The sequence below is a fragment of the Candidatus Neomarinimicrobiota bacterium genome (assembly GCA_016784545.1).
Taxonomy (GTDB): Bacteria; Fidelibacterota; UBA8477; order UBA8477; family JABMPR01; genus JABMPR01.
The window spans coordinates 1-14,192 of sequence record JADHUM010000037.1; the positions used below are offsets into that span (position 1 = coordinate 1).

15 protein-coding genes are annotated in these 14,192 nt (G+C 44.0%); 1 reads left to right on the forward strand and 14 read right to left on the reverse strand.

What is annotated here, in order from left to right; translation table 11 throughout:
- The coding region (locus tag ISR87_09555; GenBank protein MBL7025691.1) for a proline--tRNA ligase at window positions 1-1,325 on the forward strand (1,325 nt) is incomplete at its 5' end.
- Window positions 1,326-1,417: 92 nt separating this feature from the next.
- On the opposite strand, the gene ISR87_09560 is transcribed toward ISR87_09555, so the two are convergent.
- The 14 genes from ISR87_09560 to ISR87_09625 form a co-directional block, all read right to left on the reverse strand.
- A complete protein-coding gene (locus ISR87_09560; protein ID MBL7025692.1) occupies window positions 1,418-2,083 on the reverse strand; it encodes a DUF4395 domain-containing protein in 666 nt (221 codons plus the stop codon).
- A gap of 29 nt (window positions 2,084-2,112) precedes the next feature.
- Entirely contained in the window at window positions 2,113-3,369 is a 1,257-nt protein-coding gene (locus ISR87_09565; protein MBL7025693.1) for an ABC transporter permease, read from the reverse strand.
- A 2-nt stretch (window positions 3,370-3,371) separates the two neighbouring features.
- Complete coding sequence (locus tag ISR87_09570) at window positions 3,372-3,710, reverse strand: GIY-YIG nuclease family protein (protein MBL7025694.1); 339 nt, start codon at window positions 3,708-3,710, stop codon at window positions 3,372-3,374.
- A gap of 75 nt (window positions 3,711-3,785) precedes the next feature.
- The gene (locus tag ISR87_09575; protein ID MBL7025695.1) at window positions 3,786-5,006 is read right to left on the reverse strand and encodes an ABC transporter permease; all 1,221 of its coding nucleotides are present in this window, start codon (window positions 5,004-5,006) and stop codon (window positions 3,786-3,788) included.
- 88 nt (window positions 5,007-5,094) lie between these two features.
- Window positions 5,095-5,796 carry an ABC transporter ATP-binding protein gene (locus ISR87_09580; protein MBL7025696.1) on the reverse strand — a complete coding sequence of 234 codons (702 nt, stop codon included), beginning with the start codon at window positions 5,794-5,796 and terminating at the stop codon, window positions 5,095-5,097.
- 147 nt (window positions 5,797-5,943) lie between these two features.
- Window positions 5,944-6,153, reverse strand: a complete 210-nt coding sequence (locus ISR87_09585; protein MBL7025697.1) for a GIY-YIG nuclease family protein — start codon at window positions 6,151-6,153, stop codon at window positions 5,944-5,946.
- A gap of 80 nt (window positions 6,154-6,233) precedes the next feature.
- Complete coding sequence (locus tag ISR87_09590; GenBank protein ID MBL7025698.1) at window positions 6,234-7,478, reverse strand: efflux RND transporter periplasmic adaptor subunit; 1,245 nt, start codon at window positions 7,476-7,478, stop codon at window positions 6,234-6,236.
- 9 nt (window positions 7,479-7,487) lie between these two features.
- The gene (locus ISR87_09595) at window positions 7,488-8,753 is read right to left on the reverse strand and encodes a TolC family protein (protein MBL7025699.1); all 1,266 of its coding nucleotides are present in this window, start codon (window positions 8,751-8,753) and stop codon (window positions 7,488-7,490) included.
- 51 nt (window positions 8,754-8,804) lie between these two features.
- Window positions 8,805-9,599 (reverse strand): YIP1 family protein, encoded by a 795-nt coding sequence (locus tag ISR87_09600; protein MBL7025700.1) that lies wholly within the window; start codon window positions 9,597-9,599, stop codon window positions 8,805-8,807.
- 164 nt (window positions 9,600-9,763) lie between these two features.
- A complete protein-coding gene (locus ISR87_09605; GenBank protein MBL7025701.1) occupies window positions 9,764-10,585 on the reverse strand; it encodes a hypothetical protein in 822 nt (273 codons plus the stop codon).
- A 32-nt stretch (window positions 10,586-10,617) separates the two neighbouring features.
- On the reverse strand, window positions 10,618-11,616 hold the full coding sequence (locus ISR87_09610) for a hypothetical protein (protein MBL7025702.1): 999 nt from the start codon (window positions 11,614-11,616) through the stop codon (window positions 10,618-10,620).
- Window positions 11,613-12,470, reverse strand: a complete 858-nt coding sequence (locus ISR87_09615) for an ABC transporter ATP-binding protein (GenBank protein MBL7025703.1) — start codon at window positions 12,468-12,470, stop codon at window positions 11,613-11,615. Before ISR87_09615 ends, ISR87_09610 begins: the two co-directional genes overlap by 4 nt.
- Window positions 12,470-12,838: a GntR family transcriptional regulator gene (locus tag ISR87_09620; protein MBL7025704.1), complete on the reverse strand. Its 369-nt coding sequence runs from the start codon at window positions 12,836-12,838 to the stop codon at window positions 12,470-12,472. Before ISR87_09620 ends, ISR87_09615 begins: the two co-directional genes overlap by 1 nt.
- 183 nt (window positions 12,839-13,021) lie before the next feature.
- Window positions 13,022-14,023 carry a Gfo/Idh/MocA family oxidoreductase gene (locus tag ISR87_09625; protein ID MBL7025705.1) on the reverse strand — a complete coding sequence of 334 codons (1,002 nt, stop codon included), beginning with the start codon at window positions 14,021-14,023 and terminating at the stop codon, window positions 13,022-13,024.
- Between the last annotated feature and the right edge of the window lie 169 nt (window positions 14,024-14,192).

Genomic DNA, 14,192 nt, shown 5'->3' on the forward strand with positions numbered 1-14,192 from the left:
TTATACGACCGTATGGATATGCGATCTGGGAGAATTTTCAAGCTATCCTGAATCAAATGTTTAAGGACACGGGTCATGTGAATGCATACTTTCCCATGTTTATACCTGAACACTTCCTCCAGAAGGAAGCTGAACATGTTGAGGGATTCGCACCAGAAGTTGCTGTGGTTACTCATGCCGGTGGGAAAGAACTGGAAGAGCCCCTGGTTGTTCGTCCTACTTCTGAAACCATTATCTGGCACATGTACAAGAAATGGATTTCCTCATACAGAGACTTGCCCCTTCTGATTAATCAATGGGCCAATGTTGTGCGCTGGGAAATGCGCACCCGTTTGTTTTTACGCACGACTGAGTTCTTGTGGCAGGAAGGTCATACTGCCCATGCCACGGCAGAAGAGGCTGAAGCAGAAACTTTGCAAATGCTTGAGGTGTATCGCCGTTTTGCTGAAGATTACATGGCCATGCCAGTGATCACGGGTCAGAAGACTGAATCCGAAAAATTTGCCGGAGCAATAAATACTTTTTCAATTGAAGCTATGATGCGAGATACTAAAGCGCTTCAATCAGGTACCAGTCATTATCTCGGGCAAAATTTTGCCAAAGCATTTGAGGTGACCTTTCAGAACAAAGACAACAAGGAAGAGTTTGTCTATGCCACAAGCTGGGGTGTCAGCACCCGCCTGGTTGGTGGTCTTATCATGTGCCATGGTGATGATAAAGGCTTGATTTTACCTCCCAAAGTGGCTCCCTATCAGGTGGTAATCATTCCCATCTTTCGCAAAGATACCAAAGAACTTGTCATGGATAAGGTCAACGAAATTGTCGCTGATTTGAAGGTGGCTGAAGTTCGTGTCCATGTGGATGATGATGAGAAGAGTTCACCTGGTTTTAAATTTAATGAGTGGGAAATGTGCGGCGTTCCCATGAGGGTTGAGATTGGACCCAAGGATATTGAGAAGGGACATGCCGTGGTCGTCATCAGGCATTCCTCTGAGAAACATTTTATCCAATTAACTGAGCTTGTGAAATTCCTGGCAGATCAGCAGGACATTGTTCAACAGGAACTATTTCAACGTGCCCTGGATTTCCGTGAAGCCAACACCCATACTGTGGAAAACTGGGAGGACTTTAAGGAAACCCTGGAAAACAAGGGTGGCTTTATCAAAGCCTATTGGAATGGTTCTGCTGAGGTTGAAGAAAAGATAAAAAATGAAACCAAAGCAACCATCCGCTGTATTCCTTTTGAGCAACCCGAAGCCTCAGGAAAGTGTGTGTATACTGGCGACGATAGCACGCAGCAGGTGATTTTTGCCAAAGCATATTAGACTATGATAAAAATTCCAGGTTGGGATTCGAATCCCAACCTGGGAGTAATAATAAAAAAAGCCCCCACCAAACAGTGAGGGCTTTTTTATTATTACTCTTCCACTTGGGAGTGACTGCTCAGCCCAAACAGATCATAGGGCGGTTTGCTGTAAAAATCATTAAATAATTGAATGGTCAGCAGCATATAAACAACAAAACCAGAGAGAATCAACCAATGTACTCTGGATGTTTTCTGAATTTCATGCCGATCTTTTATTTCGCAGACTTCTCCAGGGCAATATTGTGCTTTCTCCTTGTAAATCCATGGATAGACCTTGCATCCCAGGCAGATGCCAAATGCTGATTCAAAGAATAGAAATATGAGACATATGAAACAGATCAGACCAGTAATGGGACTATATGAATTGACAAGTACAATGAGGACAAACATGACTATGGCCATGCCAATTCCAATATACCAGGCGAATTTCTTTTGCTGTGCGCCAACATATTCTGGAACTTGATTCCTCACTATCAAACGACCAACAATAAGAGTTGGGGAATATCTTGGGTTGATAAAAACGCGAATCAACATGTCTGTCAGAAAAAAGGTAACGGCGTACTTAATTGGCGTAAAATTACCAGCACCACCAGCAGCTTGAATTGAAAATAACATCACCAGAAAAAGAAGACCTGCAGCAGCTCGTATTTCCCGCTCATTTAATACAGGGATATTGTAGCCATCAACCTTTTCACCAAACCCAATAATTTTACTCATTTTATTCCTTCGTTTTATTTTGATTAGTTTTACTCATGGCGCAGTGATTCTATGGGATCCAGACCTGCTGCCTTATAGGCAGGGTATATACCAAATACGATCCCGATAAAAGAACAGACTCCCAATCCAATAAACACCCAGTCGATAGGGATAACCGGTGCCACGTTTTTGAATACCAGAGTCACCATATTTCCCACACCGATCCCCAGGAGAACGCCAATAACACCGCCAATTAAGGAGAGAAAAACGGCTTCCAATAGAAACTGGAACAGAATGTTATTCCGTGTTGCCCCAATGGCCTTTCTGACACCAATTTCCTTGATGCGTTCACTTACTGAAACCAGCATGATATTCATAATGCCGATTCCAGCCACAACAAGAGCAATCACACTTACTGCTCCGGCGAACATTTTTATTCCTGCAGTGAAAGAGCCAAATGTATCGATGAGGGCATCATTTGAGGTGACCTCAAAATCATTCTCATCTTCAGGACCCAAGCCACGAACGATACGCATTTGATCAATAACTTCTTCTTTGGTCAGATCAAAACTCTCAGCATCTGGAGCTTTTATGGAAATACCCAAAGAAGTCCAGCGGCTTCCATAATACTGGAGATAAGTGGTAATTGGGACAATGACAAAATTATCCTGGCTTTGGCCAAACATCTCCCCCTTGCGTTGTAGTGCACCGATAATATCAAAACTTATTCCATTGATGCTAATGGACTGGTTGATGGGATCCTGGAAGGGAAATAGTTTTTGAATGACATCTGTACCAAGAATAACAACCCGGCGATTGTATTCGATATCCTCAGGGATAAAGTTACGGCCATAGTCGAGCTTGTGATTCAGCGCTTCCAGCCCAAACTCATCAACTCCCTGAACACCAACATTAGGGTTGGTCGATTCTTTTTTAAACCGTATAGTTTTTCCGCCTGTCCCATCCTGAGCGCTCACAAATTCAGCGCCCATCATACGCTCTCTTAATTCGAGTGCCATATCATAGGTGATATTGGGGCGGCGCCAATATTTCCGTCGACTGTTATGATCTCCCATCTGAATTACAGGCGATTTTTGCACAAAGATCACGTCTGAACCAAACACATTTAAGCCCGTGTTAATGGAGGACTCCAGAGTACGAATGGCAGTCATTACTGCAATAATCGCAAAAACGCCAATCACGATACCCAGTAGAGTGAGAATTGATCTGAGCAGGTTGTCCTTGATCGCTTCCAAGGCCATAAAGAAGGCGTCATTTAAGGTTTTAAAGGTTGTTCTGATATACATGGCTAATCATCCTCGTTATCCCGAGCGGAGTCGAGGGAGAAGTTATTGCTGTGGCTGGAGTTTTTACATCTGGCTAACAAGTGAAGCGTATCCCGATCCTCGCTTATTAGAGCCTTTTTCTTTTGCTCACTCCAATTTTTTATCTGTCGCTCTAAGAGGATGGCATCTTGAATATCCATCATATCCGAATTCCAGAGCAATTTAACTGGTCTTCTTGAATGGGTGAAACCGTAAAAACTTCCCTCATGGTGTTGTGCCAATCTAACCTCGAGATTGCTGGTCTCCCCAGTATACAATGACGAATCTGAACATTCTAATCTGTAAACTTGTCCCCGTTTCATATGTTAGATATCCCTCGACTCCGCTCGGGATGACGATCTGGAATACTATGGCTCATAACGATTTCACTACCTCTTCTACTCGTATCTCAAGGCTTCGATAGGATCAAGTTTTGCCCCTTTTCGGGCTGGAGCCAGACCAGCGAACAAGCCCACGATAGCACTTAGCGCAATAGCCATGAAGGCCACGCCAAATGACATGGTAGCAGGGAATAAGAATTTACTGATAGCCATGCTGATCAGGGTGGAGATGATTAATCCCACCAGACCTCCAGAAGCGGTGATGACCATGGCTTCAATGAGAAATTGTCCCTGTATCTGACTCCTGGTGGCACCCAGTGCCTTTCGAACACCAATCTCTCGCGTGCGCTCCTTTACTGATACGAACATGATGTTGGCAATACCTATTCCACCTACCAGGAGAGAGAGGGCAGTGATAATCATGCCCGTACCACCGATAGCCAGCTTGATACCCTGGTAGGTCTGTCGGAAGGCATTTTGCTGATTGATGGCAAAATCATCCTTTTCCTCAGGTTTGAGCCCCCGCAATACCCGGACAACACCTCGTAGTTCTTCTTTAGCTTCTTCTACGAGGTGTTCCGGGACTTTGACCGTGATGCTCCTGCGCCCCCAGGGACCATGAAAAATCTTATTAAAAGTTGCGAGGGGAATGATGACCTGGGTATCATTGGAAAAAGCACCCATGAACTTCCCCATTTCAGCGAGGACCCCAATAACTCTAAAGCGCTTGGAGCCAGCAAAGATCATTTTATCCACAGGGTTTTCCTGGGGAAACAGAGTCTTGGCAACTTCAGACCCCAGTAAGACAACCTGGGCACCAGTTCTATCTTCAGACTCGGTGAAAAACCGACCGAATTCAACATCAACAGTGGAGACTTCAGGATAGTTTGCTGTTACTCCATGGATATAAATATTATCCGCGGATAGTTCTTTATAGCTAAGATTGGCCGACCGGCCTCGCTCTGCTGCCACAACCAGGGCATACTGCGAGCGTTCTTTAATTTCATCAGCCATATCCAGATCAATACGTGGACGATTGCGCAATGTCCACCAGTCTTCATCACCAAACCAGGGCCACTTTTCTACATAAAGATTTCCTCGACCCAGGAATTTCATGCTGTCTTCAAACAAGCCATCAACTCCATTGATCAAGGTGGACATGAGGGAAACAGCGATGATCCCAATGACAATTCCTGTACCGGTGAGTATTGACCGCGTTTTATGACTCCATAATTCGGCCAGAGCGATACGTAAATTTTCCCAGAAGAAACTTTTCATATGAGGAGTCTTCGGGGTTCTAAACTTAACTGAGCTTGTCTAGGCTCGGGATGACAGTCATTATTTCTCGTCATAAAAAGTGGATGCCTCACTTTTTCTTACCTCGCGGGGTTGCCTCATCCACTGCGATTTTGCCATCGAGGAGTCTAACGACTCGGGAAGCATGGGCTGCAATATGTTCCTCATGAGTAACCAGAATAATGGTGTTGCCCTGCTTATGGAGCTCATCAAAAAGAACCATAATTTCTTCACCGGTTTTTGAATCAAGATTTCCAGTAGGTTCATCTGCCAGGATGATTGCCGGATTGTTTACCAGGGCCCTGGCAACAGCGACCCGTTGACGTTGCCCTCCAGACAGCTCGTTGGGTTTATGGTTGACTCGATCACCCAGGTTGACTCGCGTGAGGGCTTGAATGGCCATTTCTCGACGAGCGGATGCTTTAATTTCACCATTGTAAATGAGGGGCAGTTCAACATTTCGCAAACTGGTAGATTTGGGGAGCAGATTAAAAGTTTGAAAAACGAAGCCGATTTTCTTATTGCGGATATGGGCCAGCTCATCATCACCCATGGTGGCCACATCTATGCCATCCATAAAAAACTCCCCTGAAGTGGGAGTATCCAGACATCCCAGGAGGTTCATAAGGGTTGATTTACCTGACCCTGATGGTCCCATAATGGATACATATTCATTCTGCTCAATGGATACTGAAACCCCATCAAGGGCTCGAACTTCAGAGTTACCCATCTGATAAATTTTGTATAGATCTTTAACCTGGATTAGTGACATATATTTACTCGACTTAGGTCAGGGTTCATGATTGATTCAACTTCTGTCATCCCGAGTACTTCCGCCACGCTCAGCACAGGCTTGGTCGAGGGACAGATTATTACTGCTACTGGAATTTTTACAGATAGATAACAAATGAAGCGCATCTCAATTTTTTATCTGTCTCTCTAACATAATGGCATCCTGAATATCCATCAGGTTAGTATTCCATAAAGATTTTAACGGTCGTCTTCTATGCGTATATCCTTGGAAGTATCCTTCATGATGTTGGTAAAGTCGGTATTCAAGATTACTGGTTACTCCAGTATATAATGAGTTATCAGCACATTCAAGAATGTATACTTGACCCTGTTTCATGGATTCATATCCCTCGACTCCGCTCGGGATGACGATTCAAAATATTGGTGAGAGTAATGTTCAACTTATTGCTCTACCTATCAGTTCTTCATGTCGTCGGCATTGAATTTTTTACGCTTGGTTATCTTTACCATGTCGCCATCGTTCAATCCGCGGCTGATTTCCTTGTAGGGACCTGTGACAATTTCATCGTCCAATTCCAGGCCAGCGATAATTTCAAAATCACGCTCCCCAATAATTCCCGTTACCACTTCTCTTTGAATGACTTTCTTGCCCTTACCGTTCTCACTCTCCACCACTACAAAAACAACTTCTACAGGCTCAAGATCTTCATCTGGCATATTCATGCTGCTGTCAGCTCTTGAAAGTTCTTTATCCTGTTTTTCTCTGAGTTGCTTGGGTTTGCGCATGGTGATGCTCTGTATGGGGACAAAGAGCACATCATTTTTCACATCCGAACGAATATCAACTGCTGCTGACATACCTGGCCGGATTTCTTTGGGGGGATCTAAAAGACGAATCTGTACTTTGAAATTGGTAACCTGATCAAGACTTCCGCCCCCCGTATTCTGTGCGCTGTGGGCAATTTCTGTGACGATTCCCTGAAACATGGTGTCCTGCAGGGCGTCAATTTCAATTTCAGTCGTATCACCAAGTGAGACGTCAACCACATCATTTTCGTTCACATCCACAAGAACTTCCATTTCATTCAGATCAGCAATAATCATGATGATATCACGACTAAAGGCAGAGCCCAAAGCCATTTCACCCACCTCTTTGTTTACCAGGGTAACCGTGCCCGACATGGGCGCAAACATCATGGTCTTATTGTAGTTGTCTTGCGACTGAGCCAGAGACGCCTCAGCTTGCTTCTTGGCTGACAAGCTCTGCTGATAACGAACCAGGGCGCCCTGATAAATAAGTTCACTCACCAATTTCTTTTGAAACAGTTCGTATTGCTGATTCTTTTCTAATTCTGCGAGAGATAGTGAGGCTTCCGAGGATGCCAGAACCTGTTCGGCGCGATCTACATCTGCTTTATAGCGGGTGGCATCGAGTTGGGCCAGGAACTGACCCTTTTCAACCCAATCACCCTCTTTGACTGCCATGCGAATCACGCGACCTGCTACATCGGCGCTGACATCTACTTCTACAACAGGTTGAATTCTTCCCGAAGCAGCAACCTTGTGAACGACCTGCCCCCGCTCCACTTTTGCGGACTGAACCTCTTTATTGTTGCCTTGATCCTTCTTCACAGCAAAAAAGCCACCGACCCCGATTACAATAACTACGAGGACAATAATTATGATTTTCTTTTTAGACATAACTACCCCTTAGCGCTTTCCCATGAGCTGAAGTAAACCAGCTTCAGCGACCTTTAAATTATGCTGGGTGCGGATTAAATTTGATTTTGCATCCTCATAACTTGCGGTGATTCTCAATACATCCAGGATGGAAAGCGACCCGATTTTGTATTGTTCCTGTGCCAGTAGAAGATCCTGCTCAGATGCAGTTAGAATGAGTTGAGAGATGGTCACCGACTCATTCAAGGCATCCATCTGCTCCAGGGTTTGTGTGAGCTCTTTGCGGAGATTTCTCTCAGAAAGATCATAGTTTTCCATGGCTAGTTTGGCGTTAATCTTCCCTTGTTCAACCCCCCGACTTGTTCGTGTACCGTTGAAGAGATTCCAATTGAGGGAAAGCCCGACAGACTTAGAGGAGGTACTCTCTCCAAAAACATCACCAAATGAAGTAGCGCCATTGTTTCCGTATGCTGCCGACATCCCTAAGGAGGGCATATACCCGGATCTGGCAATTTTTACATTGTAAGCCATAATCTCTTTGTTCTGTTCCAATAGTTTCAAGGAATGATTGGAGGCAAGCACTTCATCCATGATTTGATCGACTCCCGGGACTACAACTGCCTCCCACACAGGTTCTGCCAGAGTGAGGGGATCATTTGCTTCGCGGCCCAGGATGATATTGAGATTTCGAGATCGTGATTGGAGATCAACTTCTCCATTTACAATCTGAAGCCGGGCACGTTCAATATTTACCCGAGTTCTCAGGGTGTCATTCTGTGATGCGGCACCCAATTTGAATCTTTCAAGAGTCAACTGATGCTGATATTCACTGGTGGTGAGATTCTCACGGTACACATCCAGCAATTGTTGGGTTGAAAGGTAGTTATAATAGGCTGCTTTGATTTGGTAAACGGTGTTGACCTCATAGCTGTCATACTGAATTGAAGCTGCATCCTGGGCAACTTTGGCCGATTTGAGTGTGTTCCACCAGGCACCCCCATCCCAGATATTTTGCGAGAGGGAGAGTGAGGAGGAATAGCCATCATTCCAACCAAGTCCTGCCAGGTCTGTACTGCCGCCTGAAACTGAAAAATTAACCACGGGTAAAACCATACTGATATTGCTTTTGGCTTGTGAGACACTTCGATCCGTTTCAAAGCGGTTTATTCTTAGAGATTGATTGTTTTCTACGCCGATGCGGATGCAATCATCCAGAGTAATGGGCGAGTTTGATTGACTATAGCCAGCTAGACTGACCAGAAGGATGAGTAAAGACCCGATTGTGTTTGAGCGCATGGAATTTCCTATCATATATTTTATTGATTTGTATGTTATTGAAATGGGTTCTTAGCCCATAGCCACTGAATTGGCTTTCATGAGGGCTGCTCCAATTGAGACGAGGATGAGCCAGGGAAATCCAACAGCCATCATGCCAGTAGCTGTCGGTTTGTTATAGAGTTTGGCGAACCCAAATCCCATTACCACCATACCCCAGACTCTAAATATGTCGAGTTGATTTAGAAAATGTTTGAGGAAGGTGTCAATCTCATCAAACATAAGCCCAGGACTTAATGTGAGACTTGAAGATTCCTTCATGATGATGAGGGGAGTTTTGATCATGAGTTCCAGGGTTCCAACACCGGGAATCATGTTCATAAAGAATCCATTGCCGCTGATGAGATATGTTAGCATCACCATGGTAAACATCTGGAAGAATTTGATTTTCCCGCCCATACCAAAATTGCCAACCAGAAGCAAAATTGCTGCAAAGAAGGCCGCCATGACAAAAATCATAGCTGGAATGAATACATAGCCCCACATGTTGCGAAAAGCCAGGGGGTTGTCTCGTGAGTCCTGGATTTTATCGAGACCTCCATACATTTTATCAAGGATTGCGGTCCTTCTTTCTTCAGGTAGATCGGCGTTATTTTCAATTGAGTTTATGGCCTGATTGATTCGAGATTCGCCCTCATCGAGGCTGATATCTCGATAAAATAAAGGCAAAACGATTATTCCAGCCGTCACAATAAGCAGTGGGTAAAGCCAATCCTTGTAGGAAACCCCGTCAGAGAATCCCTCAAAAGCCTGGCTGGGCGTGAAGAATAAATTCACAATCCGTTGAATGAATGATATGTTTTCCATGAGATTTAACCCTCTTGCAATTGGGGATCGGTATAGGTGTCATTTTATATCGTTGAAGTGAACCGATCCAATTCACTTCTTGTGCTCTATATTTCGGCAATGAATATGCCATTTGTTCAAGTCAAGGGTATTACTTTCTGCGTTTTAATTCTTGAACCACTAACTCACTTCAAGGCAAAATGATCCTCCTGATAGCTGGCTGTCTCTGCTTCCAGGACATCATACTTCATGGTGAACACGTCATCATCATCACCATCCAGGAGACGAATAACAAATCTGACAATTTCACCCTCTGGACGAGACCATTCCCGATCTCTCTTCATATCGTTATATATCACATTCACAAGGGAGGGAACACCTTCAATATGATCCTCTTCATAACCCAGTTTGAGACTAAGATCTTCTCTGGCTCTGGTGATCTTGGATAAGGCAGATGAGTTTGAGGTATAGTATTCTTCAATAACTACATAAACCTTAGAATCTTCGGGATGTATAGTCGTGACGACTTTTCTAGCTTTTTGGCCATTAATATTTTTCTCATAGCCCAGAATTTCTCTTACCATTTCCCCGGGCTGATCTATATCATTTTGATCTGACGCCATATCAATATGAGTTTCATGTTCTTCTTTTTGCTGGGATTTCTGGTCACGAATTTCTTGGAAAGTAAGTGACTCATATGATGAAGATTCTTGATCATATTGCCATTGAACTTCATCACAGAGGTTGGATAGAACTACATCAGTATGCTTACCATCTGAATCGCTCACCATCTTGATCAGAGCATTGTGCATCTTGACAGTGGTAGCTTCCTTTAGCTTGCAACCTGAGAGATAGCTTGAGGTCGAGGTTGATATTTTTCCCACGACCGGAATCTCAATGACCGTTTTTTCCTCTATGTGATATTCCTTATCACCTGCATAAAGGGGGAGGGTATAGGTGAAAAGACCTAAAATAATTGCAAGGATTAAAGCAGTTCTAGTTTTCATAATAATTTCTCTTTCTCCAAAGTTCCAGGATTCTATCCTGTTGGTATGTTTTTGCGATACACGTGCCATATGCCATAATAAAGCAAGGCGGATACCAAAACAGAAATAGCTGTATCCATATTAAAGATATATGCCCAAAAATTCCCGTATATAGCCATATCGGAATCGAACCCTTTTTCCATGATTTCCCATTGATCGATAATGACCTGGTTGAAACCCCAGAAAAACTTCCCGATGGTTTTTAACAGGGCGGCACTCTGGAATATGATAGCCCAGCTGATTGACAGAAGAATGGGTGCACCGATTCCAATCAGGAGGGGGCGTCCTTTCACATAGGTTCCCACCAGCATCAGGAACAGGGCAAGTGGTGCCATGTGGATGGCTGCAAAAATGAGATAGCCAAACCAATCCCAGATAAGTCTGAAGTAGGATATTTGACTCAAGATCAAACCAGCCAGAGAAGAAAAGGGTTCACCCATGATCCAGATAGCCATTCGAATGAACATGAGATATTCCAGCGAAAGGAAGAGTGTTAATCCAATCACACCGACAAGTCCAGCACCTATTTTGGAGCCGAGAAGCATATGATCATTTACAGGTAGGCTGCGATAAAAGAGGGTACTGTTGTCAGCACGCTCCTTGTAAATGGCATCTGAAAAGTAGAACATGCTCAGGAAAAGGATGAATGCAAAGGTGCCCATCATTCCAAAACGGAGACCGAAGGCAACAGGCACGGCGACTTTACTGAGCATCTTTTCAACACTGCGGGGAGCGTCCTTCCCATCAATGGTAATCTCAAGATCGTTTCCATTCAGGCGGATATCCAGATCAACTTCTTCATCGTCATTGAATTGAAAATCCTCTAATATGATATGCCCTTCCTGATCCAATTTTTCATGGAAAAAGTCTGATCCACGGGATACCGACAGCAACATGAGCAGGTTTAGAAAGGTGATGACCAGGATGGTTCCGATGATGACCCTTTGCCATTCCAGCCATTCACGTTTAAAAAGAACCAATAACTGTTTCATGACTCACCTCCCATAAGAGCGACAAATATGTCAGCGACAGAGGGTGTCTGGATTTCACCCAGACCGACCAACGCTTTGCTCTCAGTGTTTTCAAGTAAAAAGACTCTCCGCCCAAGGATACCGTACTCGCTTATCGGTTTGAGTTGTTCTCTCAGCGCTTCTACCTGATCGGCTGGAACGGTTATCTGGGTAAATCGCTGGCTCAGCTCATCGATACTGGCGTAGAGCAGGATTTTACCTCTGTTGATAAAAATGACATCAGAGAGGATATGCTCCACCTCTTCGATTTGGTGTGTAGAGATGAGAACGGATTTTTCTTCATCGAAGTAATCTTCCAAAACGCTGGTATACAGTTGTTTTCTGAAAAGGATATCCAGGCCGTGGGTGGGCTCATCCAGGATGAGTAAATTGGTGTCTGCAGCCAGAGTAACCGCAAGATGTAATTGGGTTTTCATCCCCTTGCTCAGGGACTTGATCTTTTTATCCATTGATATGGTTGTGGATTTCAGAAAGCTCTCTGCTTTTTCGCGATGAAACCCGGGATGAATTCCTTCCAGGAAACTGAGGAGCTCTTTGACTTTCATCCAAGATGGTAGCACAGCTATATCATGAATAACTCCCGTTTTTTCCATGAGTGCAGCACGTTGAGTCCGTGGCTCAAAGTCCAGCACTTTTGCTTCGCCCTGATAATCCAACTCGCCGGTGATGGCTCTCAGGAGGGTGGTTTTACCTGCGCCATTGGGACCGACGAGACCGACGATTCTTCCAGGTGGAATCTGGATGCTGACACCATCAAGTGCTTTAAGATCACCATAGGATTTGCTGACATTCGTTAATTCAATAAGGGCAGACATCATACTCCCTCCCCGTAATTCTTTTGGATAAGTTCGATGAGATCAGATTGGGAAATGGAAAGCAATTGAGCTTCCTGAACCAAAGCCTGAATAGTTTCGTTTTTAAAGCGTTCGCTGGCGCTTTGATTAAGCTGTTTGCGAGCACTTTTCTGGACAAACATGCCCAGTCCTCTTCTTTTTTCCAAAAGACCCTCCTGAATCAGTAATTGGGTTGCATTTAAAACGGTCTGAGGATTCAGGCCATACTCGACAGATATTTGTCTGACTGAGGGGATTGCTGTTTCAGCAGGAAGCGCCCCTGAGAGTATGTCCTGGCGAATAGACTCAGCCAGTTGTTGGTAGATCGGTGTTTTTTGATCAAAGTTCATTTTCTTTCACCTCTTTTGGTGTTCTACATTACTATAACACCAATACAATACAAGATGCAAGAACTTTTTACACAAGATATGTAATCATTTAGGAGATCAAGGTGAACCTGCTGGAGGACTTTCCAAAGGCGGGGTAGTCAATAGATTTGACTGGATGAGATTTACAAAGGTGTAATCGACTTCCTACTCAAAGGGATAGCAAAAACCCCACTCCTTACGCATGGTATCCATGATTTCCATGATGGCAACAGTCTCATTCAGGGGTATAATGGGACTCTCTATTTCGCCGGACTGGATGCAGCGGGCAACCTCCAGGACCTGATATATGAATCCCTGCTCATGGTTATTTCCCTGAACCTCCAGAGTATCCTTTATCTCATTGCTACCGTCATGTCTGAAAAGGGTAAATTGCGATCCACCTGAAAATTTTGGGAAATTAATGTAACCTTTAGATCCGTAAATCATGGCTTCACTCACCATTTTCAAGTTATAGCTGGTACTTATATTAGCCAGGCAGCCTGAGGGAAACCTAAACATGTAATTTGATAATTCATCCACACCTGACTCGCTGAAACGTGTCATGGATTTTATCTCAACTGGTAATTCACCCAGGATATAGCAGACAAAGGAGATGGCATAAATACCCATATCAAGGGTAACACCGCCAGCCAGATCTGGATCATTGAGTCGTTTTTCATAATCTGGACCCACAAAGCCACCATAAGAAATATTGATTTGCTTAATCTCCCCAAGTTCTGATTCTACAATTTTAGCTTTTATCATATTCACACTGGGCAGGAATCGGGTCCAGATGGCTTCCATTAAAAACAGATGATGGGATCGGGCGATGTTCACGAGTTCCCGGGCCTCCACGGAGTTGACGGTAAAGGCCTTCTCAATCAGCACATGTTTTCCGGATTCCAGAGCTAACTTGGCATTCTCAAAATGGAAATTATGGGTGGTAGCCACATAAATGATATCAACTTCTGAACTATTCACAATCTCCTGATAAGTGAATACATGCTTAACCGAGTACTTTTTGCCAAATGCTACTGCTCTGGAATGTGACTTCGATGCCACGGCAACGAGCTGATTCTGAGGAGTTATCTTGAGGACATTGGCCATTGTATGGGCGATGTTTCCAAGTCCCATAATCCCCCATTTAAGAGTTTTTGCATTGTTCATTGAAGAGATGTTCCTATTGTCAGAATTTCAATAACTTGAGGCTCTGCTGTCCGAAAGCAATTTAGATGTGTATGATTTAACCTAAGAATTGAGGTGAGTTATCCAACATTTAGGAAGTAGTTTTTCTGGAAACTTCCCTTCAAATTAATGATAGATATGGGAAACAATT